The sequence below is a fragment of the Zoogloea sp. JDB1 genome, from assembly GCF_056724025.1.
Window position 1 is genome coordinate 4,673,138 of sequence record NZ_CM161496.1, and the last position, 23,832, is coordinate 4,696,969.

Consider the following 23,832-nt stretch of genomic DNA (forward strand, 5'->3'; position numbering starts at 1 on the left):
GCCGCTCAACCGAGCTTGGCGAAGTCGATGACGATCGCGCCGGGCTCGCGCTGCTGGTAGGTGATGGACACCGTCTCGCCGTAGCGCTGCTGGAGCTGGCCAAGCAGCGGCAGCGGATCGTGGTCGTTGCAGAAGCGCATCGTCTCGCCCGGCACCAGCGCATCCAGTGCGCCAAAGATGGCCGCATGGCGGAAACGCTTGGCAATGCCGCGGGCGTCGAAGGGGTAGATGGCTTCGGGAGTGGTGTGGTTGCAGACGTGAATGGTTTGCATGCTGGCTCCAAGGTATCGATAAATCCGACTGAATCTGTCGGGTATCGTCAGTGTGCCGTCGCCCAAACCGGCTTTCCTTGATCTGCATCGGGTTTGCGCGCTCTGCTGCGAAGGCCGCACATTCAAGCGCCCGGGCGCCACCTCTGCAGGCAAAAAAAACCCGGCCGCAGATTGCCCGGCCGGGCTTTAGCGCGCGGGGGGTGCGCGCCGAGGTCAAAGGAGAATCGAACGCTTACTGACCCTTGCTGACGATGTAGTCGACAGCTGCCTTCATCTCTTCGTCGGACAGGGACGGATTGCCGCCCTTCGCCGGCATTGCACCCTTGTTTCCATTGAAGCCCTCGATGGCATGCTTGTACAGGACGTCTTTACCCTGCGCGATGCGCGGGCCCCAGTCAGCCTTGTCGCCCAGCTTGGGGGCACCGGCCACGCCGGTCTGGTGGCACATCACACAGGTCTTCTTGAACACATCGAGGCCCTTGCCGCCGTCGGCAGCCGCATCGGCAACCGGTGCCGGCGCGGCTGCCGGAGCAGTCGCGGCAGGCGCCTCAGCCTTCGGCGCCTCGGACTTGGGGGCTTCGGACTTGCCACAGGCTGCCAGCAGGGCAACGAGAAGCAGGGGGAGGAGTTTTGTTGTACGCATGACAGATCTCGGTAATCGGATGGGGATTGGGGGTTCCACGGAACACTCCAGGAACACGGCGCGATGCTAGCGCTCCGCCCCCGCCCGTCTCATTGACCCGCATCAATTGGCACCAGCCGATGCCAGCACCGGCTACTTTTCAGCCCTGTTCCCCCTCAAGCGCCGCTCGCCACGCCGCCGCCATGCCCGGATGAAACGGGTCGTGAGCACAAGCCTCGATCCACACCAGCCGGCTGCCGTCGATGCACGCGTGGATACGTTCAACATTGGACGGCGGACAAACCACGTCGTCACGGCCGTGGATCAGCCAGACCGGAAGGCCGGACAACCCCACGCAGGCGTCCAGGAAGTCCTCTTCATTTAGAAAGCAACCAGCCTTCAGATAATGGGCCTGAAGCCGGTACTTACCCATCAAACGGTCGAGCTCCTCCGTCGTCGGCGACGGAAGCTGCGTAGCCGGATCATTCACCGCCTGCTCATAACGAAGCCAGGCCAGCGCCGCCGCGCCGGCCGCCTCGCGGTCATCACCACCGAGACGCACCGCCAGTTCGGCCAGCAGATCCGACGCATCGCCCAGCGCCGCGGACAAGGCCCGCCAGGCCTCAAGCCGCAACGCTGCCAACCCCTCGAAGAACCAGCGCACATTGCCGTCGCCCGGCATGAAGGCGCTGCGCACCACCACGCCATCCACCACCTGCGGATGCGCCGCAGCGTAAGCCAGCGCCAGCGTCGCCCCCCAGGAGCCGCCGCTTACCCACCAGCGGGCAATGCCGAGATGGCGGCGCAGGCGCTCGATGTCGTCGATGAGATGCATCGTCGTGTTGGCGTGGATCTCGCCGAGCGGCAGCGAGCGCCCGCAGCCCCGCTGGTCGAAGAACACCGCGTGATGGCGCTGCGCATCGTAGAGCTCGCGCAGGCGCGGACTGCAGCCACTGCCCGGCCCGCCGTGGAGCACCACCACCGGCGCGCCGGCCGGGTTGCCCCAGGTCTCGTAATACAGCCGGTGGCCGTCGCCCACGTCGAGCAGTCCATTTGCCATCCCAACCTCGAAATCATGATTTTCGTGAGGCGCAAGTATGCCGCCCCCCGCAACAATGCTCTCCACGGATTCGCCTTCCGGCGGACCGTAACCATCAATCAAAAAATTGGAGACTCATCATGACCTGGACCACCCCCCAAGCTTGCGATCTGCGTTTCGGCTTCGAAATCACCATGTACATCGCCGCCAAGTGATGGCGCCCGGATAGACCCGTCAAAGGTCTGTCCTTCCATCTCGCGACAGCGAGTCGGCGTTGCGGCTCGGCCCCCCGGTTCCGCAACGCCCCACCCAGCCTCTGCGGTCACGTCCAAGCCATGAAAATCCGAGTTCTCGGCTCCGCCGCCGGCGGTGGCTTTCCCCAGTGGAACTGCAACTGTGCCAACTGCCGGGGTATACGTGCCGGCCAGGCTGGCCTGCAGCGCCGCACCCAATCGTCCATCGCAGTGAGCGCCGACGGCGCCAAGTGGACCCTCGTCAATGCCTCGCCGGACATCCTGCAGCAATTCCAGCAATTTGCCGGCACCTGGCCCAGCGAAGGCCTGCGCGGCTGCGGTATCGAATCGGTCGTCCTGGTGGACGCCCAGATCGACCACACCACCGGCCTCTACATGCTGCGCGAAAAGGGCAGCCCGTGGCCGATCTGGACCACCGACCCGGTGTTCGAGGATCTGACCCGCGGCAACCCCATCCTGCACCTGCTCGAACACTATTGCGGCGTGGACCGCCAGCCGGTTCCGCTCGACGGCCGCAGCTTCCACCCGCAGGGCTCCGCCAGCCTGGACTGGCGCGCCATGCCTCTGCTGTCTGCCGCGCCGCCCTACTCTCCGCACCGCGGCAACCCGGTGCCCGGCGACAACATCGGTCTCACCGTCATCGACCCGGCCAGCGGCAAGCGGGTGTTCTACGCGCCCGGCCTGGCCGAAGTGGACGACGCCGTCTTCGACGCGATGAGCAGCGCCGACTGCGTGATGGTGGACGGCACCTTCTGGACCGACGACGAGATGATCAGCCTGGGCCTGTCGAAAAAGCGCGCCCGCGACATCGGCCACCTGGCCCAGAGCGGCCCCGGCGGCATGATCGAACAGCTCGCCCGTCTGCCGCGCCACGTGCGCCGCGTCCTCATCCACATCAACAACACCAATCCGATCCTCGACGAAAGCTCGGCAGAACGCGCGGCCCTGACCGCCGCCGGCATCGAGGTGGCCTACGACGGCATGGAGATCGCACTGTGAGCCAAGACCCACTTCGCCCCTGGACGCCCGAAGAGTTCGAAGCGCAGCTGCGCGACAAGGGCGCCGCCTACCACATCCACCACCCCTTCAACGTCATGCTCAACACCGGCAAGGCCACGCGTGAGCAGATCCAGGGCTGGGTGGCCAACCGCTACTACTACCAGATCATCATCCCGCAGAAGGACGCCGCGGTGATGTCCAACTGTCCGGACCGGGACGTGCGCCGGGAGTGGATCCAGCGCATCCTCGACCACGACGGCCACGGCGACGACGCCGGCGGCATCGAAGCCTGGCTGCGCCTCGGCCAGGCGGTCGGCCTCAGCCGCGAGGAGATCGTGGACCAGCGCCACGTAATCCCCGCCGTGCGCTTCGCCTGCGACGCCTACCTCAACTTCTGCCGCCAGCGCCCGTGGCAGGAATCCGTGTGCTCCAGCCTCACCGAGCTGTTCGCCCCCACCATCCACAAGCAGCGCCTCGCCAACTGGCCCGAGCACTATCCGTGGATCGAATCCGACGGCCTGCAGTACTTCCGCAACCGGGTCACCCAGGCCCGCCGCGACGTGGAACAAGGCCTGGCAATCACCCTCGGCTACTTCGACACCCGCGCCGCCCAGCTCCGTGCGCTCGACATCCTCAAGTTCAAGCTCGACATCCTGTGGTCCATGAACGACGCGATGATGGTCAAGTACGGCCTGGAAGGCGGCCCCCGGTAACGCCAGACCGTGGGGTCGAATTCATTCGACCAGATCTCGTCGATGAGCCACCGCGGTCGAATGAATTCGACCCCACAGGACAGAAGAAGGCACACCTGCCATGACCACCGCTACCGCCCGCCCCGCCATCAACCGCCTGTTCCGCTTCCAGTGGGAGCCAGCCCAGCAGGCCCACGTACTGCTGTACCCGGAAGGGATGGTCAAGCTCAACCAGAGCGCCGGCGAGATCCTCAAACGCTGCGACGGCGAGCGCAGCGTGGCGGAGATCGTCGCCGACCTGGAAGCCGCGTTCAACGCCAGCAACCTGAGCGCCGACGTGGAAGCCTTCCTCAAGATGGCCGACGAACAGAACTGGATCACCTGGAAGGACGCATGATGGAACCCCTGCTCGTCCCCCGCCGCCCCGGCCCCCTGTGGCTGTTGGCCGAGGTCACCTACCGCTGCCCGCTGCACTGCGCCTTCTGCTACAACCCGGTGGACTTCGCGCAGACCGGGCCGGAGCTGGCGACGGAGGACTGGCTGAAGGTGATCCGCGAGGCGCGGGAGATGGGCGCCGCCCAGTTCGGCATCTCGGGCGGCGAACCGCTGCTCCGCGACGACATCGAGATCCTCGTCGGCGAAGCCCGCAAGCTGGGCTTCTACACCAACCTGATCACCTCCGGCGTGGGCCTCACCGAGGCGCGCCTGGCGGCCCTGAAGGAAGCCGGCCTGGACCACATCCAGCTGTCCTTCCAGGACGCCACCCGCGAAGCCAACGACCTCATCACCAACACCCGCACCTTCGAGCTGAAGCGCAAGGTGGCGGCGATGACCAAGGCCGCCGGCTACCCGACGGTGATCAACTGCGTGCTGCACCGGACCAACATCGATCACCTCGACCGCATCATCGAGATGGCTGTCGAGATCGGCGCCGAATACCTGGAACTGGCCAACACCCAGTATCACGGCTGGGCCTTCCTCAACCGGGAGGCGCTGATGCCCACCGCCGCCCAGCTGGCCGAAGCCGAGGCCGTCACCGAACGCTGGAAAGCGAAACTCGGCAAGAAGATGCGCATCCTCTTCGTGACGCCGGACTACCAGTCGAAGAAGCCCAAGAAATGCATGAACGGCTGGGGCGAAGTATTCCTGTCCGTCACCCCTGACGGCCTGGCCCTGCCCTGTCACACCGCCCGCATGCTGCCGGGCCTCGAGTTCCCCGACGTGCGCGAGCACGCGCTGGACTGGATCTGGCACGAGTCGCCGCTGTTCAACCGCTTCCGCGGCACCGCCTGGCTGCCGGAAACCTGCCAGAGCTGCGAAGACAAGGAGAAAGACCACGGCGGCTGCCGCTGCCAGGCCTTCATGCTGACTGGCAAGGCCGACGCCACCGACCCTGTGTGCCCCAAGTCACCGGACCACGCCCTCATCGACACCGTGCTGGCCAAGGCCGAGCAGGCCGCCACCGTCAAGCCGCTGATCTTCCGCGACCCGAAGAACTCCCGCACCCTCGATCGCGCGTTTTGATGCGTCCGGAAGCGGCTTTCCCGCGCGAGCACTGACAACCGTTTCCCAACGGCCCCGCCCCGGACTCATCCCGCGGGGCCGTGCCGCCGCCCCGGCCAAGCCGGGCCCCCATGTTAGAATCCCGCCGATTCCGGCCGCCGATTCATCATGCATTTCTCCCACCTTCGTCCTTCCCTGTTCGCCGTACTGGCTGCCTTCACCCTGGGCGCCTGCTCTACCCTGAAACCCGACGCACCGGCGGAAAAGAGTGCCCCGCCCAGGCACGAGGCAACGGAGGACGCCACCGGCAGCAAGCCGGCTCCGACTCCGGCACCGCGCCCGCGGCCACCGCGGAGCGACAAACCCAAGCAGGACAAGCCGGACCGGGCCGCCCCAAAGAGCGAAACCGCCGTGGAAGAAACCCCTGCACCGCCGGCCGCCGAAGCGCCCCTCAATGGCCCCCTGTGGCTGACCCTGTGCAAGCAGCGCCAGACCGAGGCCGGCATCATCCGCTGCGATGCAGACGAGCTGCTGGTTCGCCCGTCCGCTCAGGTCAAGATCTTCACGCGGGACCCGGCCGCCACCGGGCGTGGCATCCAGCTGCGCAAGGGCCTGCCCAGCAAGTACCGCTTCTTCGTCGTTCCATAGTCGTTTTCCGCCCCGGCGTCTCCCGCATCCGGCCGCAACACGCCTGCAACACGGCGCAGGTTGAATGGCGGCCACGGCGCCTCTCCGGCGCCGCCAATCGGGAGGATGCGCCACGGAACCGATCACCATCGACCTGCTGCAGCCCGACGACCATGCGGGCCGCGAAGCCACCGCCGCCGTACTGCTGGCGTCCTTCGACAATCCGCAGCGCTATGACCGGGCCCGCATCGCGGCCCAGCTGGTCTCCGCCGAAGCGCCGTTCTACCGCCACTTCTTCGTTGCCCGCCGCGGCGACGAGATCGTCGGCGCGGGCGGCATCAAAGCCGCCGACTGGGCCATCGACACCCACATCCTGTACATGTCGGCAGTAGCCGAGCACGTGCGCGGCCAGGGCATCGCCCGCGGGCTGATCGCGGCGCGCATCGCGTGGGTCATGGAGAACTTCCCCAGCGGGCGCCTGCTGGTATCCACCGCCCGCACGGGCCGCTTCAACCGGCTGGGCTTCCGCGTCGTCGGCAAACACGAATCCGACGGACGCCGCCTGATGATGATGGAGTTCAAACGCACCTGAGGTGGGTTCAAAAATGCATTTCGAATCTTGATTCCGGCCCCATGAGGGCTATTCTTCCCCGGAACAACCGCGTGCTCAGGCTCGACGGTCGCCGTCCGCAACGATAACAACCAGGGGGAGAAAAGCCATGCCAGGCACACTCAAACTGCGCGTCAACGGCAGGAGACAGGATAAGGAAGGCGAGGCGGGCCTGTGGCTGACCCGCCAGGGACGCACCGCCGATCTGTTCGCCGGCATCGAGGCCTCGGCCATCGAGATCGCCGGCAGCGCTCGTGGGGCCGGCGACGATCTCGTGCAGGAGATTCCCGACGGCGCACTGGTCGAAGTCGAACTGGAAGGCGGCCTGCGCTTCTGGACCTCCGCCGAAGACCTGCGCGCCCGCCTCGGCGATCCCCATGCCGGCGAAGCGCGCGGGCTCAATGACGACGAATCCTGGTCCCTGCCCACATCCCTCAGCCTGCCCGGCGCCCAGCGCGGCTTTGTCGGCCAGCTGGCGCTCAAGGCACTGCGCTGGCTCAACATCAAGCCCGACGATGCGCTGCGCAACACCATCGTCGACAAGGTCCAGAACCGGGCCATCCCGGTGGAAGGCGTGTTCCCGCTACGTGCCGACGGCACTCTCGGCCCGCGCCTCACCGCCCCCATCTCCGACGGCGGCCCGACCCTGCTGCTGCTGCACGGCACCGGGTCGAGCACAGCCGGCAGCTTCGGCCGCCTGTGGCAAGACCAGAAGGACCACTGGCAGGCCCTGCGCGAACACTACGGCGAGCGCATCTACGCCCTCGAACACTGGACGCTAACCCGCAGCCCCATCGAGAACGCCCTCGACGCCGCCCGCCTGCTGCCGAAGAAAGGCCGCATCAGCTTCCTGTCCCACTCCCGCGGCGGCCTGGTCGGCGAGCTGCTGTGCCTCGACCCGGACGGTTTCGATCTGGTCGAAGCCCAGCAGGCCCTCGGCCCGCGCGCTTCCGACGACGCCGATCAGCAGGCCGCGATCAAGTGCCACCGGGACGCCCTCGGCACGCTGATGGATGAACTGCGCAGCCGCCCGGAGCTCATCATCGAGCGCTTCGTGCGCGCCGCCTGCCCAGCCCGCGGCACCAGCCTGGCCGGCGACAAGCTGGACCAGTGGGGCTCGCTGATGGTGCTCGCCGCTATCGGCCTGGAGATGAAGGCCAGCGAGAGCCGGGGCTTCGGCGTGCCGGAACTGCTGCAGGCCGGTCTCGACATGGTCACCGAAACCGTCGCCTCGGTGCTGGCCAGCCGCCGCCGCGTGGATCAATTGCCCGGCCTGCAGGCCATGATGCCCGGCGCCCCGCTGCTCGGCGTCATCAACGCGGCGCCAGCCCGGGGCGAGCTCTACGTGATCGCCGGCGATGCCGCGCCGATGGAGGGCGACCGCCTCGCCGCGCTGCGCATCTGGCTTGCCGACCGCTTCTACGAGCGCGACCACGACCTAGTGGTGGACACCCGCTCGATGCTCGACGGTGCCATCCGCCCCACGCCGGCCAATGCCCCGCGCTGCCGCGTGCAGTTCCGCAGCGGCGGCGACGTCAATCACTTCCGCTATTTCCATAACGACGACAGCGCCGCCGCCGTGGTCGCCGCCCTCGTGCAGGCCCCCGATGCCGACAACCTGTTCCACGACTACCACGGGGAATGGCCGTTGCCCGACGTCACGGCCGAACAGGCCCGCGGCCTGTTCGGCCCCCGCGCGCAGCCCGACCCCGCCCAGCCCCGCGGCACCGTGGTGCTGGTGCCCGGCCTGTGCGGCAGCCAGCTGCTGGTGAACAAGAGCGAAGTGTGGGCCAGCATCCTGTCCCTGGCCGGCGGCGCCTTCCGCGACAAACTCGCCATCGACGGCGACGTGCAGCCCGGCCAACCCCTCGCCGACACCTACGTGCCCCTCGCCAACAGCCTGCGCCAGCGTGGCTACAAGGTGGACATGTACGGCTACGACTGGCGCAAGCCGCTAGCCACAGCGGTGGACGGACTGGCGCAGCGGATCGCGGACGCCATCGTGGCGACGGCGCCCGAACGCAAGCCCGTGCACATCGTCGTCCACTCCATGGGCGGCGTTCTGCTGCGCGCCACCTTCGCCGCCCATCCCGAGCTGTGGAACGCCTGGAACAACCACCCCGGCGATCCGCGGGCCCTGATGCTGGGCACGCCGAACCAAGGCTCCCATTCGATCACCCTGCTGCTCACCGGCCGCGACAGCTTCTTCCGCCAGCTGGCCTTGCTGGATTTCTGCCATTCCCAGGAGGAACTCCTCAAGACCGCCGGCCAGTTCCCCGGCGTCATGGAGTTGCTGCCCTGGGCCGCCAGCGGCGACGACCAACACATCCGTAACACCGACACCTGGAACGCCTTCAGGCAGGCCGACGCCAAAGCCAAGTGGCCGCTGCCGCCTGCCGACGTGCTGGGCCAGTCGGCGACGGTGTGGCAAACCCTCGACAAGTCCGACCCGCTGCTCTCCAGCCCGCGTCTGGTGTATGTGGCGGGCCTGGCCGACCAGACCCCCGAAAAGGCCGTCATCGACGCCGCCGGACTCTTCCAGATCCTCGCCACCCCCGAGGGCGACGGCCGCGTCCCCTGGTCCACCGGCATCCCCGACAGCTGCCGTAAGGGTGGCCGAGTGTATTACGTGCGCAGCGTGCACGGCGACATGCCGAAGGCCACGGAAGCATACGACGGCTACCTGGATCTGCTCGAAAAAGGCCGCAGCGACCGCCTGGCCACCCAGCCACCGGTCTCCCGCGGTATCGCGGCGCTGCAACCCTGGCGCACCGACGAAGCCGACGCGGTCCTCTACCCGAGCCGCGGCGAGCTGTTGGCCGCCGCCACTGGCGGCGCTATTCGCTCGGCCCGCAAGACGGCGCGGGGCGGCTACCGGACCGAAGTACGCACTCTCCACGGCGACCTGATGTACGCCGAGTCGGCCGTGCTGGTCGGCCACACCTGGGGAGCCAACGCCCTCGAATTCGCCGAAAAGCTGCTCGACCAGGCCCTCGGCGGACGCATGCAGAAGCGGCTCGACGCCGGTCTCCACGCCGGCGCCCTGGGCACCTTCTCGATCTATCGCAAACGCCCGGATGAACGCTTCGCCAAGGGTGCCATCGTCATCGGCATCGGGCGCATCGGCCAGCTGTCGGCCGGAGAACTCGCCCAATCGGTGGCCAAAGCGGTCGCCACCTACGCCACCGAAGAGCTGGAAGCCGAGGAGTTGAAGGCCCCCGCCGACAGGCAACAGCCCCTCAGCGTCGGCATCAGCGCCCTGCTGATCGGCGCCGGCATCGGTGAATTGAGCCTCGCCGACTCGGTGGCCGCCACGCTGCGCGGCCACCGGGACGCCCGCCTGCGCCTGGAACGGGCCGGCCTCGCCGGCAAACTGCGCCTGGACCGGCTGGACTTCGTCGAAGTCCTTGAAGACCGTGCCATCAACGCGCTACGCGCCGCCCAGGATTCGGTCAGCGTGGATCGCGCCCTGGCCCGCGCTTTCTTCGTGGATGCGGCAATCCTCCCCCACAAGGGCGGACTTCGGCGCGCCAGCAGCGCAGCGGACGAGGGCAGCTGGCAGCGCATTGCGATCAGCGCGGTGGGCAGCACCGACGACGGCGCGCCGCGCCTGATGTTCGACGTCTACGGCGAACTGGCCCGTGCAGAGCGCACCTACAACGCAGTGCCCTTCAAGGACATCGAACGCTTCACCCAGAGCCTGATCGGCACCACCACAGATCAGGAACAGGTCGGCCGGGCCCTGTTCGAACTCCTGATCCCGAACTGGTTGAAGGACCTGGCGCCCGACCGCCGGCGCGTCCAGCTCATCGTGGACAAGACTGCCGCCGCCTACCCGTGGGAACTGCTGCGCGACCGGGCCACCGAGCACGACAGCGACAGCGGTCAGCCCCTGTCGGTGCGCAGCGGCCTGATCCGCCAGCTGTCCACCGGCCAGTTCAGCCTCAACGTCCGGCGCAGCTGCGAGTTCAAGGCCCTGGTCGTCGGCAATCCGGAGCTCGGTGCCTGGCACCGTTTTCTGCCTTCGCTGACCGGGGCCGAGAAGGAAGCCCAGAGCGTGTGCGGCCTGTTCGACGACTCCGGCATCGAGACCAGCCTGCACATCCAGGACGAAGCCCGGCAGATCCTCCTCGACCTGTTCAGCAGCGAGTGGCGCATGCTGCACCTGTCGGGCCACGGCGTGTACCAGCAGGACATCCCCGCCACCGACGGACTCCCCGCCGTTGGCAAAGCCACCGGCATGGTGATCGGCGGCGGCGACCTGCTGACGCCCGCCCACATTGCGCAGATGCGCGCCGTTCCCGACTTCGTCTTCATCAACTGCTGCAGTCTCGGCCGCATCGAGGAGAGGGCGAGCGGCGCCCCGTCCTCCGCCCGCCCCGGCAGCCCCGGGCTGGCCGCCAACCTGGCCACCCAGCTCATCGAGATCGGCGTGCGCTGCGTCATCGCCGCCGGCTGGGAGGTACTGGACGACGCGGCCCAGCTGTTCGCCGAGACCTTCTACGAGCACTTCCTGGATGGCACCAACTTCGGCGATTCGGTGCTGGCCGCCCGCAGCGCCACCTTCGATGCCCACAGCAGCTCCAACACCTGGGGTGCCTATCAGTGCTACGGCGATCCAGGCTTCGTGCTGCCGCGCCCACAGCGCACCGCGGCCCCGAAAGCGAAGCCCGCCAACTATGACCACTACCTGGCCGCGTCCGAAGTCCTTTGCGAACTGGAGCGCCTCACACTACGCGCCAGCCACGCGCTGACCCTGGACAAGGATGCTGCAGCCTACGCCGAGCGCCATGCCAAGGCCCTGCAGGCCCTGTGCGAGCGCCAGGGCTGGATCAAGCAAGGCAAGGTCCTGGAGGCCTTCGGCGCTCTCAAAGGGGAATACAACCGCCACGACGAAGCCATCGACTTCTACCGGCGTGCCCTCGCAGCCACCGACGCCAGCACGTCGCGCAAAGCCGAGGAGCAACTCGCCAACATGCTGACCCGACGGGCGAGGGTCGTCGCCGAGGGGGGCAACACCGTCGATGCACTGGCCCTCCTCGACGAGGCGGCCGCCATCCTCGCGGTGGACAGCCGCTACCGTCCAGCCAGCGTCGAGCGCATCAACCTGCAGGGGGCTGTAGACAAACGGCGCATGGCCTGCCACCTGCAGACCGGCGATCAGAACGCGGCACTGAAGGCCCTCGGCAGCATGCTGGATGCCTACGGACGAGCCGCCATCCAGGCGCGTCAGGAAGGCGGCGACATCCGCTATCCGGCCCTCAACGCGGCCAATGCCTGCGCACTGCTCGGGCTGGCAGCCGGCTTTCCGGACGGCGAACCGACCGCCATGCGGGCTCTGCTCAAGTCGCTGCGCGATCAGGAAGCCCTGCCCACCAAGGACTTCTGGGACCGGGCTGGCCAGGCCGACCTGCAGCTGGCCGATGGCCTGCTCGAACTGGCCGCCGGCGGACGCAGCGGCGCCAAACGGCTCGGCGAGGCAAGGACACTCTATGCGGCGCTAGCCAGCAGCCATGCCACGCCGCGGGAGCGGGAGTCCGTCGCCTCCACCATCGACATCCTGCTGGAAGCACTGCAAAAACTGGATGCGGCAGCCGGACGGGAGCAGGCCAAGACCGACGCCATCACCGCGCTGGACGGCATCCGGACGGCTCTGGCCGCCTGAGGCTGAAATGGACAGGCGGCCGCCCCTGGGGTGGCCACCGGCTGCCTGTATAATCGCCGCCTTTCCGTCTTACCGCACCGCATCATGTCCGCCACCCAGGAAATCGCCCGCCGTCGCACCTTCGCGATCATTTCCCACCCCGACGCGGGTAAAACCACGCTGACCGAAAAGCTGCTCTGGTTCGGCGGCGCCATCCAGGTGGCCGGCGAAATCCGCGCCCGCAAGGCCGCGCGCCACGCCACCTCCGACTGGATGGAGCTGGAAAAGCAGCGCGGCATCTCGGTCACCTCGTCGGTAATGCAGTTCCCGTACCGCGAATGCGTCATCAACCTGCTCGACACCCCGGGCCACGAAGACTTCTCCGAAGACACCTACCGCACCCTCACCGCGGTGGACTCGGCGGTGATGGTCATCGACTCGGTGAACGGCGTCGAAGCCCAGACCATCAAGCTGCTCAACGTGTGCCGCCTGCGCGACACGCCCATCGTCACCTTCATCAACAAGCTCGACCGGGAAGGCCGCGAACCCATCGACCTGCTCGACGAGATCGAATCGGTGCTGGGCATGCAGTGCGCCCCGATGACCTGGCCGATCGGCATGGGCAAGCGCTTCCGCGGCGTGTATCACCTGTACAACGACACCATCCAGTTCTTCGACCCCAAGGCCGAAAAAGGCACCTCGGAAATCATCCAGGGCCTCGACAACCCGCGCCTCGACGAAGTGATCGGCGAGCAGGCCGACGAACTGCGCATGGACATCGAACTGGTGCGCGGCGCGTCGCACACCTTCGACCGCGAAGCCTACCTGGGCGGCAAGCAGTGCCCGGTGTTCTTCGGCTCGGCAGTGAACAACTTCGGCGTGCAGAGCCTGCTCGACGCCGTGGTGGATCTGTCCCCTGCCCCGCTGGCCCGCCCGGCCAAGACCCGCCAGGTGGCACCGGACGAGGAGAAGTTCTCCGGCTTCGTGTTCAAGATCCAGGCCAACATGGACCCGAAGCACCGCGACCGCATCGCCTTCATCCGCGTCTGCGCCGGCCGCTTCGAGCGCGGCGGCAAGCTCAAGCAGGTGTCCACCGGCAAGAGCCTGGCCATCAACAACGCCATCACCTTCATGGCGCAAGACCGCAACACCACCGACGAAGCCTGGGCCGGCGACATCATCGGCATTCCCAACCACGGCACCATCCACCTCGGCGACACCTTCACCGAAGGCGAAGACCTGCAGTTCACCGGCATCCCGAGCTTCGCGCCGGAATACTTCCGCCGCGCCCAGATCAAGAACCCGCTGAAGATGAAGCAACTGCAGAAGGGTCTCGAACAGCTCGCCCAGGAAGGCGCCACCCAGCTGTTCCGCCCGACCACCACCAACGAACTGATCCTCGGCGCCGTCGGCACCCTGCAGTTCGACGTGGTCGCCCACCGGCTGGAGTTCGAATACGGCGTGGACGTGATGTTCGAATCCTGCAGCTACGCCACCGCCCGCTGGCTGCGCGGCGCCGACGCCGACCTCAAGGCCCTCGCCGACAAATCTCCCGCCAACATGGCCCTGGACGGCAACGGCGACTACGTCTACCTCGCCCCCAACCGGGTCAACCTGCAAATGGCCCAGGAACGCTTCCCCAACATCAAGTTCCTGGAAACGCGGGAAATCTACTGATCGTCCCTCCGCCGCCGTCGGTCCAGACGGCGGCACACACCGCCAGCATCCCGTAGGGCCAGTTCATTCGCCCACACGCACATCCCACGACACACTCACAACGCCGCATCAAGCGGACTCACCACCCCGCGCCCGCCTTCTTGACCGCCCGCTGGACCCGCCGTTCATCCAGATGATGGCGGCGCACCGCCCCACTCCGGGGATCGCGCGAGAACCCCGCCACAGGAAATACGTACTGCCAGCCAGCGCCCTTGCAAAAGCCGTGCAGGAAGGATGACATCCGGGTCATCGATCGCACCAAGCAAGGCTGACGCTTCAGCGCGGGTCAACACCGACGGCAGGCGTCTGGGCTTCTTCGCACGCACCAGATCATCCAGCCAAGGCAACTCGATACCCAGCACCTCCCGATACAGAAAGAGCAAAGCCGACAACGCCTGGGTTTGCGTGGCGGCACTCACGTTGCGCTCCACGGCCAGTGCGCCCAGAAATGCCTCCACCTCTGCCTTGCCCATGTCCCGCGGGTGCCGCTTGTCATGAAAGAATATGTAGCGTTTAATCCATCCCAGATAAGCCTGCTCGGTTCTCAGGCTGTAGTGCTTGACCCGGATCCTCTCCCGAACCTGATCCAGCAAGCGGGGCGACGAGGGAGGCGCAGCAAGAAGGGTAGACGACATCATGGCGCAAAACTCCGCGAGCACTGTTTTTACATACAGCAACTTAGCACACCCCGGCGGCTTATGCGAGTGTCGTGTAAGACGCCAAGGACGTCAGATGTCGTCTACTTCACGTTAGGTGCCACATGAGTCTCGCTCCTACGAACCTTGTCCCCAGCAACACCAGAGCCCCATTCTTTGATGGGTGGCAAACCGATCAAGCAATCTATGCATGCTCGTGCACACATTGCAAAAAACCACTGAAAATTACGTTCAAAGAAATTCACGCTGGCGCATGGGGATGGAAAGAAAATTTCTCGAGTGAAGAAATTCAGGAAATTGAGAAGTTCTTTGATTTGTCCGAAAAATGCAAAGCACTAACCGGTGGTTGGCCTAGCGTCACAAAGGTCGTTTGCCCAGCTTGCGGCTCCAAGTTCATTTTCTATGCTGATTTTCACGAGTACAGAAATTCCGTGTTTCAAATCGTCGCCCAAGGTCTGGCAAAAAGTGGCACCTAACCATTCCGTCGAGAGGGACCGCCCACAAGCTGCGCTTGTGGGTTCCCTTCGCGGCTTCGCCGCTGCGGCGGCCCCTCACGTCAAACGTTGGGCGTCATGAATAACGTGCGCGAATTCCAAGTGTTTGCAGACTATCACCAGTTCTACCTTATGGACGCTGGCATCGCGCCGTTGATCCCAGAGAAAGTTACAGACCAAGACATGTTGCGGCGTCTGCGCACTGCGCCGCATATCGTCGTCTTTCATACCGAGTCTGCTGCTGAAATACCGGTAGAGATTGCATTTGTTGCCGAGCCTTTCGATGTGGAAGGAGAGTGGGAACATCAAGCCGAATTCAGTCTTTCGTTGCCTTCAGGAACGGCAGTTCTCTGTGGTTGCACGGAGTACGTGTCCGACTGTCCTCAGCTTTCTGTAGCGCCGTCCACCTACTCTGGGCGCGCCTATTTTTCTGGCTTGGCGGTCGGCAACGAGCATTGCCTCATCATGCTTTGGCCGTCTGCCGCCCAACCCGTCGCTCCAGGGGACGCGCCGACAAGCGGCACATCCCTGAGCTAGCACGTTGGGCGTCATGATGTCGCGATTGATCCACGGTAGCCCGCTAAACGCTTTCATTGGAACGCTTTTACTAGTGCTGGCCTATCACGTCCTTTTTATTGCAATTGCTTGGCTGTTTGTCCCCCCTCATGCACTTTGGTCATTTGGGGCACACATAGCATTCGTCTGGGTGCCTGTAGTCGTCGCTGGGCTATTTTTCTTTTGGTCCAGCCGCAGCTTTGTTCAGTCGCGCATCTGGCACACCGTTCAAATTGTCTTTGCATCTGTAATGGCTCCGGGAATATCAATTGCCATCCTTTCCTTCGTTTGGTTCGTTCTTCTTGGAAAACCCGAATGAGGTTTCCTCATCGCGTTACGCCCAACAATCCGCTCCACCGGACCGTCGGCCAGCTTCGCTGTCCGCCGTCCGGTGAGCTTCTACGTTAGGGAGCCACTGATTTATTCCCCGCCCCCCGGCACACGAGCACACGCGAGATAATCCCGCAGTGCCTTCCCTTTACGAGACCTTGATCGATGCAATCGAGCTTTTCTGACCTGGAGTACGCCGCGAAGAAGAAGCTGACGCGGCGCGATCGCTTTCTTGCCGGGATCAACACGGTGACGCCTTGGGCGGCGCTGGAGGCCGAGATCGAGCCGTTCTATCCGAAGGGTGAAGGCCGTGGGCGCCCTCCGATTGGCCAGGCGCGGATGCTGCGCATGTATGTGGCCCAGCAGTGCTTCGGGCTCTCCGACGAGGGGATGGAGGATGCGCTCTACGACAGCCAGGCGATCCGGGGCTTCGTGGGGATTGATCTGTCGCGGGAGTCGGCGCCGGACGCAACGACGCTGCTGAAGTTCAGACGGCTGCTCGAAACCCACGGGCTCACGCGCAAGATCTTCGAGGCCATCAATGCCCATCTGGCCGAACAAGGCCTGATCCTGCGTGAAGGAACGATTGTCGATGCCACGCTGATCGCGGCCCCGCCATCGACGAAGAACAAAGCGAAGGCGCGCGACCCGGAGATGCACCAGACAAAGAAGGGGAACAACTGGCACTTCGGCATGAAGGCTCACATCGGCGTCGATGCACAGTCGGGACTGGTGCATACGCTGGTCACGACAGCCGCCAACACCAGCGACATCAGCCAGGCCCATGCCCTGCTGCACGGCAAGGAGCACACCGTGTTCGGTGATGCGGGTTACCAAGGCGTCGAGAAACGCCCCGAGAACCAGGGCAAGACCGTTGAATGGCTGGTGGCGATGAAGCGCAGCGTGCGCAAGGCCCTGCCCGCCGATGCGTTGGGTCGGTTGCAGGAGCGCTTCGAGAAGCTCAAGGCGAGCATCCGGGCGAAGGTGGAGCATCCCTTCCACGTGATCAAGAACCTCTTCCGGCATCGCAAGACCCGCTACCGCGGGCTGGCGAAGAACGAGGCGCAACTCTTCTCGCTGTTTGGCTTCGCCAATCTGCTGCTCGCCCAAAGGCGCATGCCGGCGATGCATGCCCGAGGTGCGTCCTGAGCGGTGAAATCGGAGGCATGCTCCTCGAAAATCGGTCTTTTGATGCCTGGCGGTCAGCATGTTTGAATGGACTTGGCCGGAAACTCGCTCGGGAGAGGCTGGGCGGGGATTTGTTCAGCGTCTCCTTAGGCGTAAATACTCTCTTGGAACTGAAATGATCGTCCTTCGTCTTGTATATGGAATATTTCTCGGGATCATTGCTGCCACCCTAATGGGGATCGCCAATATGCTAGGCCTGTCGCAGGCGAGCCTACCGCGAGAAATCGCTATTCTTCTTGCGTGCCGGATGTACGCTCTCGGCAGTGGCATCGACGATGGCGCTGCGTCATTGATAAATGGCTGGGGCCCCTCGGCAATACACACTCTCCATCTAATGCGACAACAAGCCAGAATCCCTCGCCATCTGGCGCCCGCAGCATACGCTCTTGATTGTGAAGACAACACCATAGAAATCCTTCGAAACAAGTTCTCCCGCAGAGAAATAATTGAAGGGGTGGATTTCAATGCACATCAGGTTGTATTAATTATCGAGGGAGTAAAAGCGGGTACCACTGGGCGAATTGTGGGGCTCTACGACTTCCAAAGAGAGCCGTTATATCGGCTCGAAGTCAATGGGCAGGAAGAATACGCCTACCAATCCGAAATAAAAGCCGCGGATGCGTAGTTTAAATTTCGAAGTGCAACAAAACCATTGGCGCACTTCGCCTAACAATCCAGTCAACCGGACAGCCAAAAAGCTTCGCTTTTTGCCTGCCGGTTACTTAGTTCGTTAGGCACTCATGAACGCAGAGCGCCCAGACCGCGATTACTACCGCCGCCTTCGCAGAAGATCCGACAATTTCCGAGTCGATCTCGCGGCGAAGGTCTGGTGCGACTTGTGGCACACGCATTTTGATTGGAAGGGCTTCGGTGATCTTGGATGGGTGCATCGTCGGCGGCATCTCAACGCTTTGCTCAGAGCGCTCGCTCATGCTCGAACTGAATTGGCCGTCGCCTCTATTCCACATCAGCTATTTGCGCTTGTGCATCCTGGCAGTTCAGCTGATGACGCACTCTACGTTCACACGCCCAACCCTAATGGAACTGAGTTTCCTTGCGCCTTCTCCAGCGCCACGCCCATTTCTGAATTGCCGCCGTTGCTGGTCGGCCGCGTCGATCTGTCGAAGTATTCTGTTCTCCTACAACGGGACGGTGACGAACCATCCTATGTTATCCAACCCCGTGCCTAACCATCGCTTCGAGGGGACGGCCGAGAAGCTGCGCTTCTCGGTTCCCCGTCGCCTGCGGCGCCGGGCCGCCCCTCAAGCTGAACGTTAGCCGAATGGAAATCGAACACCTCCTCAAGCGCCGACAACTGAACGTCCAAGAGCAAAATCTCCTTGCCAAGCATTACATCAAGGAGACTGCCCTAGCTTTTCGTCGCAGCGAGAGTCGATTGCAATGGATAAAGGCAGTACTAAACCAACAAGGTTTAGATGCCACTGACGGCATCCTTGTTCAAGAGTCGTCCGTGCCGTGTGGCGGCAATGAACAAAGTTCTTACGCAAAGTGGGTTACGTCAAAAGGACAGTTCTTTGACATAGAAGCCACTACATCGATGGACACCTTCGCTCTCGTGTCAGTCGACGCACGTAAAGATGTAACTCAAAGGACCGTAGTGAGTGCCAATGAGCCTGGTACTGGCAAGAGTTTTGGCGCCATAGCTATTGAGGCTCTCAATGAGCTATCGTCACTCGGCTAACAATTCCGTCGAGAGGGACCGCCTGCAAGCTGAGCTTGCAGGTTCCCTTCGCGGCTTCGCCGCTACGGCGGCCCCTCACGTCAAACGTTGGGCGTCTCGCAAAATGACTTCTCATCCCAAATGGCATTCATTTCATAGCGACCTCTTTGTCATCGATCCGAAAGAGGACGAGGAAACCAATCCATTCTGTTACGGTAAATCATTAGCCGAGTGGATTCGCACGAAGTTTGAAGAACTGGGATATCAACCAGAGCCAGTCATAGCTGAAGACTGGGGGTGGTGTGTCATGCTATTGCGTCAGCCCTTCATGCTATGGGTCGGCTGCGGGTGTGACAGGTCAAAGTTCTATAGCAAAGTCACACCAGAGCAAAAGGAATCGTTCGTACCCGATGGAAGCAAAGTCACGTGGAGCTGCGTTGTCGGCAGCGATGCTCCAATTTGGACCTCATTTTTCTGGAAGAGGCTCATTGATCTAGCGGACACGAAATTGCAAGTGGATCTCGTCAATCTTCAGCTACAAGGAGTTCTCAGAAATGAACCCCGCATACAGTTCGCTTCAGAATAAGCCGCCCAACCCGGCGTTCCAGCGGACCGCCTTCGGTGTCCGCTGGAACGCCGGGTTGGGCGTCAGAGTAATCACGAGAGGAATACAAATTGAAAAATCTTGATTTGCAGTGTCGATGCGGTGAAGTCGGCCTTCGCGTTATTGGCGAGCCAGTAGTGCAACTTTATTGCCATTGCGATGACTGTCGTGCCGCGCATGGAGCAGCCTATGTTGCTTCAGTGATCTATCCAGCGGGGGCAGTTGAAATTACCAAGGGGACACCGACTCCCATCGTGGTGAAAACAACCAAGAGGTTTCGTTGCGTAGCCTGCGGCACACATTTGTTCTCCGAGATCGAGGCAGCCGGCCTCAGAAGCCTTAACGCTTTCTTGTTCCCAAAAGGCAAGTTTCAACCGCAGGCGCATGTCCAGTGTCAGCATGCGGTTCTGCCGGTGAAAGACGACCTGCCTCACTACAAGGGCTTTCCAGCAGCGGCCGGTGGTTCTGATGATTGCGTTGATTGGTAGTCTGACGCCCAACCCATCCATCGAGAGGGACCGCCTATCGGCGGCCCCTCATGTCAGACGTTGGGCTCACAATGCGCGCACGTAACATCGTCCTCGTCGGTCTCGCATTGGCTTTGGCCATTGGTATGTCATTCCGAGCCGCCTTTGTACATCACGATGCCCCATCCCTTGGCCCCCCAGTTCGTCTTGTTTCTGCCACGGGTTCTATCGATCCAACTGAAGGAATGAAGCCCTTCGTTCATACGTTTCTGCGCGACGACGAACTTCACTTAGTTGTTCGTTCTTGGTTTCACAACAATGGTTCCATTCCATCTCCCTACATCACGGTGGAGAAACGCGGGCAGGGAGTACTTCATATTGAGGTGGAGCAGCACTTTTCCATCTTTGCGTCAAAGTGCGAATTCTTTAGGCAGCTTGAAATCGTCATTCCGCCTGGGCGATGGAAACGGCTTGGGTCGCTTCAAGTGTTCAATGAAGACATTCACGAGAATGTCGGGGTGCTCCTCCCTCTTTCGGAGCCCAAGCTTCTTTCAGCGCTGCTTGACTCGTCGCGCAGGGAGGTTGCACTTGAGAGTCTGGCCGGCGTCAGCCGTGGCTGCTGAGCCCAACCACTCGATCCAGGGGACCACCCAACATCTGCGCTGTTGGGTTTCCTCCGCCCTGCGGGCTCCGGTGGCCCCTGATCTCAGACGTTGGGCCCCTCAGACATGAGCGCGTCGTTTCACTTCACGTACGAAAACGACTGGCGGACGGCACCGCTAGCATTCTGGGTGCATGTACCGGTCCCGGGAACCGCTGAAATGTGCGAGCCACCCGCTCCGAAACAGGTCCCCCACCATGGGTACCTCTTTCTTCATGTGGAGTTCGAAGAGTACTCACTTCTGTTCAGTGACCCGGCACAGCTTGACCACTTTATCGAAGTGCTCGCATCCAAACCACTCCCCACCTCGCGGCAGTTGTCCTCGCGTCGTGGTCTTCCTGTTGGCCCTAATGGCCATTGGCTAAGCCGCCTTCCGGCTAGGCTGAAGTCAACACGCAAGCGCGCCAAACTAGTCCACGCCTTGCAATCGGTCCGCGTAAAGCTTCCGAATCCATGGCCCAACAATTCGCTCCAGGGGACGCTGCGCGATGAAGCCGCGCAGCGTCCCTGAGCTTTGACGTTAGATTTCTCCATGGCAAAGTGCGTTGTGCTTCACTCAACTATCGAGTATTCGGAAGCTCACAAGCCGGTGCTGCGTGAAATTATTCGCCTTGAGCCAGACCTCTTTGCAGCGCTTGGCGTTGATTGCAGCGAATGGGAAGAGGCGATGGACTGGTTGTGTATCGAGCTAGGCACCTCTGGAGAAAAACCCGGCGCCTTCTGCAACACTACTTCCCATCCTGGTGAAACGCTTTCTGAGGTCATTGCCTTTGCGGAGCAATGGTGCGATCTGAGAGGTTGGAGCCTCGATGTCCTGGTCACTGAAATCTAACACTGAAGTCGAGCGGGACAGCCAAAAGCTGCTCTTTTGGTTCCCTCCGCTTCGCTCCGGCTGCCCCTCACTTCCACGTTAGCCATTCCCGAAAAAGTATGCCCGTTGTCCTTCTAAAACTCATTGCTACCATTTACGCAATTTTGGTATTAATTGGTGGGCTTCTCGCGGCCGACGACAGCTCGGTCCTTGGTTACCCTCAGTTGCTGGTCTTCGGAACTATCGTTGCCTCTATTGCGTTAGCACAGGGCATCCTCTCCCTGGCATACAGGTGGTATCCGACGTGGGTTCGAAACTATTGGAAACCAACGTTTGCCTTTTGCGTAATCGACTTTGTTGTCGGAACACTTATGGATGCCGCCATGCCGAGTGACTACAATCTGTCAACTCACGGTGTAGCTTGGCTGCTCAATACGGCTGTTGTAGTGCTTTTCTTAGCCCCTGCGTTCTACTTGAATTTCAAACTTGCATTTCACCGCCATGGCTAACACTGCGGTCAAGGCCGCTCCCTCCGGTCGCTGGACGCTGCGCGATAAAGCGCCGCGCAGCGCCCCTTACCTAAAACGTTAGAGCGCTATGTGGCCAACCATCAATCGTCTCGTCACGGACAAAAAGCTACTTTGTCCGTTTTGTCGGTCACCGCTTGTATTCCGCGACGGTGAGTTGTTCTGCGAGCCAGGTGATTGCGGGTTCTCTAAGCACGTCACAGGTCTAATCGAAGGCGGTCTTGCTTCGGCCCGCCCTGTCGCTATGTGTGAAGAACGCCTACCGGCTTTCAATTATGGCTGTCCGAACTGCGGAAACCCATTGTCTTTCCCTGAAGGGTGCGCCACTTGCGAGTGCTGCGGCTTCAAATCTCCACGTGGTCTACATTTCAATCTAACCGAAAGGCATTCCCACCGTGAGGCACTCTAACCCATCTCTAAGGACTTCCCCGTCAAGTACCATTTTCCAATGACCGGCCGCCAGGCCGGTTTTCCTTTCCTGCCTACCTGCTTTTGTTTCCTGACGCCTGCACATACGCAACGGATCGGACAGACAGACTGCCTCTCTCTAATCGGCCTTGATCGGGTCTCGCCCCGGGGCCATGCGACTAACCGCACCAGCAGGCCTCAATCATTCGTCGGCGGGATCAGGGAAACAGGGATCAGCCGTTTCTCTCATTGATCCGCCATCAGGTTAGTCAGGCTCTCTGCTGGTCGGTCTGACCTGTTCGTCTATCGCTGATGTGCAGTTGCCATTGCTCGGTTGTGCTCAGCCCCGTTGCCAGGCCTGTGGGTTGTAGGACTCGCCCTTGGCCAGCACTGCCCACAGTTGCCGGGCGTGCTTGTTGGCGATGGCGACCAAGGTCTTGTGATAGCCGATCCGCCCGTTGAGCACGACGATCCACTGCTGCAGACGCGTCAGCTTTTCAGGAGATTCCCGCCGCTGCTTTCGGAGCGTCGCCGCCAAGACGCTACGCGCACCTTGCACAAGCAGGGTGCGCAAGTAGTCGTCCCCTCGCCGCGTGATCCGACCAAGCTTCGTCTTGCCCCCGCTGCCCGACTGACTGGGCGTGAGACCGAGCCACGCCGCAAACTGGCGTCCGTTCCTGAACATCGATGCGTCGCCCACGCTGGCGGTCACGGCGTCAGCCGTGATGAGTCCGACGCCGGGTAGATCCCGCGCCCGCTTCGCCAGCGGGTCGCTCGCCTGTTGGGTCGTGATCTGCCGGTCGCACTCGCCGATCCGGGCATCCAGCGCGTCGAGTTGGTCGCGCACGCTCTGGATCAATCCGCGCAGGGCTGGTGACAAGGTGGTGTCGAACTCCCGCCCTGCCAGAAGCGCACGCAAGTGCTTTGGGCCAGGATCGACGATCAACCCGAACTCGGCGAGCAACCCTCGGACACGGTTAAGGAGCGCGGTACGTTCTTCCACCCACCCCACGCGCAGACTGTGCCAGGCCAGGCGCTGCTGCTGGACCTCGGTTTTGACCGGGATGAAGCGCATGCCGGGCGACAGAAGGGCAACGAGGATGGCCTCAGCATCAGCCCTGTCGTTCTTGACCGACTGGCGCTTGCGATAGGGGCGGACGAACTCGGCAGCCATCAGGCGCGGTGCCAGGCCCAGACGCTGCGCCGTGCAGCCCCAATGGTGGGCGCTGCCACACGCTTCCATACCGATCACTGTGCCCGTCGGCAGCGTGCTGAGCCACGTCAGAAAGCCCGCCCGGTTGAACTCCCGCCGCTCCACGATCCGACCGGCGCAGTCTGCCACGCAGGCTACGAAGACGTTCTTTGCCAGATCCACACCAACCGTCGTAGTATCCATTTTGACTTCCCTCCTCGCCGTTTCAGATTGAGCTTAAGCAATTCAATCTTGGTACTTGGATGCCGGGTGGCAAGCC

At 62.9% G+C, this 23,832-nt stretch carries 25 protein-coding genes; 20 read left to right on the forward strand and 5 right to left on the reverse strand.

What is annotated here, in order from left to right:
• Nucleotides 1-5 precede the first annotated feature (5 nt).
• The 3 genes from AC1PPK_RS21190 to AC1PPK_RS21200 all read right to left on the reverse strand — a co-directional run bounded on the left by AC1PPK_RS21190 (nt 6) and on the right by AC1PPK_RS21200 (nt 1,954).
• Entirely contained in the window at nt 6-272 is a 267-nt protein-coding gene (locus tag AC1PPK_RS21190) for a DUF2249 domain-containing protein (protein WP_481114977.1), read from the reverse strand.
• Between the two features lie 232 nt (nt 273-504).
• Nucleotides 505-915, reverse strand: a complete 411-nt coding sequence (locus AC1PPK_RS21195; protein ID WP_481114978.1) for a c-type cytochrome — start codon at nt 913-915, stop codon at nt 505-507.
• A gap of 139 nt (nt 916-1,054) precedes the next feature.
• The gene (locus AC1PPK_RS21200) at nt 1,055-1,954 is read right to left on the reverse strand and encodes an alpha/beta fold hydrolase (RefSeq protein ID WP_481114979.1); all 900 of its coding nucleotides are present in this window, start codon (nt 1,952-1,954) and stop codon (nt 1,055-1,057) included.
• 119 nt (nt 1,955-2,073) lie between these two features.
• Here AC1PPK_RS21200 and pqqA point away from each other — a divergent pair, with 119 nt between their 5' ends.
• The 9 genes from pqqA to AC1PPK_RS21245 all read left to right on the forward strand — a co-directional run bounded on the left by pqqA (nt 2,074) and on the right by AC1PPK_RS21245 (nt 13,939).
• Complete coding sequence (gene pqqA, locus AC1PPK_RS21205) at nt 2,074-2,148, forward strand: pyrroloquinoline quinone precursor peptide PqqA (protein WP_139379539.1); 75 nt, start codon at nt 2,074-2,076, stop codon at nt 2,146-2,148.
• Between the two features lie 120 nt (nt 2,149-2,268).
• On the forward strand, nt 2,269-3,186 hold the full coding sequence (gene pqqB / locus AC1PPK_RS21210) for a pyrroloquinoline quinone biosynthesis protein PqqB (RefSeq protein WP_481114980.1): 918 nt from the start codon (nt 2,269-2,271) through the stop codon (nt 3,184-3,186).
• Nucleotides 3,183-3,899, forward strand: a complete 717-nt coding sequence (gene pqqC / locus AC1PPK_RS21215) for a pyrroloquinoline-quinone synthase PqqC (protein WP_481114981.1) — start codon at nt 3,183-3,185, stop codon at nt 3,897-3,899. Before pqqB ends, pqqC begins: the two co-directional genes overlap by 4 nt.
• Nucleotides 3,900-3,999: 100 nt before the next feature.
• On the forward strand, nt 4,000-4,275 hold the full coding sequence (gene pqqD / locus AC1PPK_RS21220) for a pyrroloquinoline quinone biosynthesis peptide chaperone PqqD (RefSeq protein ID WP_481114982.1): 276 nt from the start codon (nt 4,000-4,002) through the stop codon (nt 4,273-4,275).
• A complete protein-coding gene (gene pqqE / locus AC1PPK_RS21225) occupies nt 4,272-5,402 on the forward strand; it encodes a pyrroloquinoline quinone biosynthesis protein PqqE (RefSeq protein ID WP_481114983.1) in 1,131 nt (376 codons plus the stop codon). The genes pqqD and pqqE overlap by 4 nt, the downstream gene beginning before the upstream one ends.
• A gap of 147 nt (nt 5,403-5,549) precedes the next feature.
• Nucleotides 5,550-6,029: a hypothetical protein gene (locus AC1PPK_RS21230; RefSeq protein ID WP_481114984.1), complete on the forward strand. Its 480-nt coding sequence runs from the start codon at nt 5,550-5,552 to the stop codon at nt 6,027-6,029.
• A gap of 64 nt (nt 6,030-6,093) precedes the next feature.
• Nucleotides 6,094-6,600: a GNAT family N-acetyltransferase gene (locus tag AC1PPK_RS21235; RefSeq protein ID WP_481114985.1), complete on the forward strand. Its 507-nt coding sequence runs from the start codon at nt 6,094-6,096 to the stop codon at nt 6,598-6,600.
• A gap of 127 nt (nt 6,601-6,727) precedes the next feature.
• Nucleotides 6,728-12,283 (forward strand): CHAT domain-containing protein, encoded by a 5,556-nt coding sequence (locus tag AC1PPK_RS21240; RefSeq protein WP_481114986.1) that lies wholly within the window; start codon nt 6,728-6,730, stop codon nt 12,281-12,283.
• 84 nt (nt 12,284-12,367) lie between these two features.
• Nucleotides 12,368-13,939, forward strand: coding sequence for a peptide chain release factor 3 (locus tag AC1PPK_RS21245; RefSeq protein ID WP_481114987.1), 1,572 nt, complete (start codon nt 12,368-12,370; stop codon nt 13,937-13,939).
• A 164-nt stretch (nt 13,940-14,103) separates the two neighbouring features.
• Here the strand turns inward: AC1PPK_RS21245 and AC1PPK_RS21250 are convergent, their stop codons facing one another.
• Entirely contained in the window at nt 14,104-14,616 is a 513-nt protein-coding gene (locus AC1PPK_RS21250; RefSeq protein WP_481114988.1) for a phage integrase N-terminal SAM-like domain-containing protein, read from the reverse strand.
• Between the two features lie 122 nt (nt 14,617-14,738).
• Between AC1PPK_RS21250 and AC1PPK_RS21255 the strand changes: the two genes are divergently transcribed.
• The 11 genes from AC1PPK_RS21255 to AC1PPK_RS21305 all read left to right on the forward strand — a co-directional run bounded on the left by AC1PPK_RS21255 (nt 14,739) and on the right by AC1PPK_RS21305 (nt 21,934).
• On the forward strand, nt 14,739-15,110 hold the full coding sequence (locus AC1PPK_RS21255; protein ID WP_481114989.1) for a hypothetical protein: 372 nt from the start codon (nt 14,739-14,741) through the stop codon (nt 15,108-15,110).
• A gap of 96 nt (nt 15,111-15,206) precedes the next feature.
• The gene (locus tag AC1PPK_RS21260) at nt 15,207-15,665 is read left to right on the forward strand and encodes a hypothetical protein (protein ID WP_481114990.1); all 459 of its coding nucleotides are present in this window, start codon (nt 15,207-15,209) and stop codon (nt 15,663-15,665) included.
• 513 nt (nt 15,666-16,178) lie between these two features.
• The gene (locus AC1PPK_RS21265) at nt 16,179-17,162 is read left to right on the forward strand and encodes an IS5 family transposase (protein ID WP_481114283.1); all 984 of its coding nucleotides are present in this window, start codon (nt 16,179-16,181) and stop codon (nt 17,160-17,162) included.
• 154 nt (nt 17,163-17,316) lie between these two features.
• Nucleotides 17,317-17,826 carry a hypothetical protein gene (locus AC1PPK_RS21270; RefSeq protein ID WP_481114991.1) on the forward strand — a complete coding sequence of 170 codons (510 nt, stop codon included), beginning with the start codon at nt 17,317-17,319 and terminating at the stop codon, nt 17,824-17,826.
• Between the two features lie 115 nt (nt 17,827-17,941).
• Entirely contained in the window at nt 17,942-18,391 is a 450-nt protein-coding gene (locus tag AC1PPK_RS21275; protein ID WP_481114992.1) for a hypothetical protein, read from the forward strand.
• A gap of 92 nt (nt 18,392-18,483) precedes the next feature.
• On the forward strand, nt 18,484-18,903 hold the full coding sequence (locus AC1PPK_RS21280; protein ID WP_481114993.1) for a hypothetical protein: 420 nt from the start codon (nt 18,484-18,486) through the stop codon (nt 18,901-18,903).
• Complete coding sequence (locus tag AC1PPK_RS21285) at nt 18,881-19,468, forward strand: hypothetical protein (protein WP_481114994.1); 588 nt, start codon at nt 18,881-18,883, stop codon at nt 19,466-19,468. Before AC1PPK_RS21280 ends, AC1PPK_RS21285 begins: the two co-directional genes overlap by 23 nt.
• 89 nt (nt 19,469-19,557) lie before the next feature.
• Nucleotides 19,558-19,974, forward strand: a complete 417-nt coding sequence (locus AC1PPK_RS21290) for a GFA family protein (protein WP_481114995.1) — start codon at nt 19,558-19,560, stop codon at nt 19,972-19,974.
• Between the two features lie 71 nt (nt 19,975-20,045).
• On the forward strand, nt 20,046-20,576 hold the full coding sequence (locus tag AC1PPK_RS21295; RefSeq protein ID WP_481114996.1) for a hypothetical protein: 531 nt from the start codon (nt 20,046-20,048) through the stop codon (nt 20,574-20,576).
• A gap of 570 nt (nt 20,577-21,146) precedes the next feature.
• Nucleotides 21,147-21,446 (forward strand): DUF7684 family protein, encoded by a 300-nt coding sequence (locus AC1PPK_RS21300; protein ID WP_481114997.1) that lies wholly within the window; start codon nt 21,147-21,149, stop codon nt 21,444-21,446.
• Between the two features lie 98 nt (nt 21,447-21,544).
• The gene (locus AC1PPK_RS21305) at nt 21,545-21,934 is read left to right on the forward strand and encodes a hypothetical protein (protein ID WP_481114998.1); all 390 of its coding nucleotides are present in this window, start codon (nt 21,545-21,547) and stop codon (nt 21,932-21,934) included.
• A gap of 766 nt (nt 21,935-22,700) precedes the next feature.
• Here the strand turns inward: AC1PPK_RS21305 and AC1PPK_RS21310 are convergent.
• Nucleotides 22,701-23,756 carry an IS110 family RNA-guided transposase gene (locus tag AC1PPK_RS21310; protein WP_481114999.1) on the reverse strand — a complete coding sequence of 352 codons (1,056 nt, stop codon included), beginning with the start codon at nt 23,754-23,756 and terminating at the stop codon, nt 22,701-22,703.
• Nucleotides 23,757-23,832: the final 76 nt, after the last annotated feature.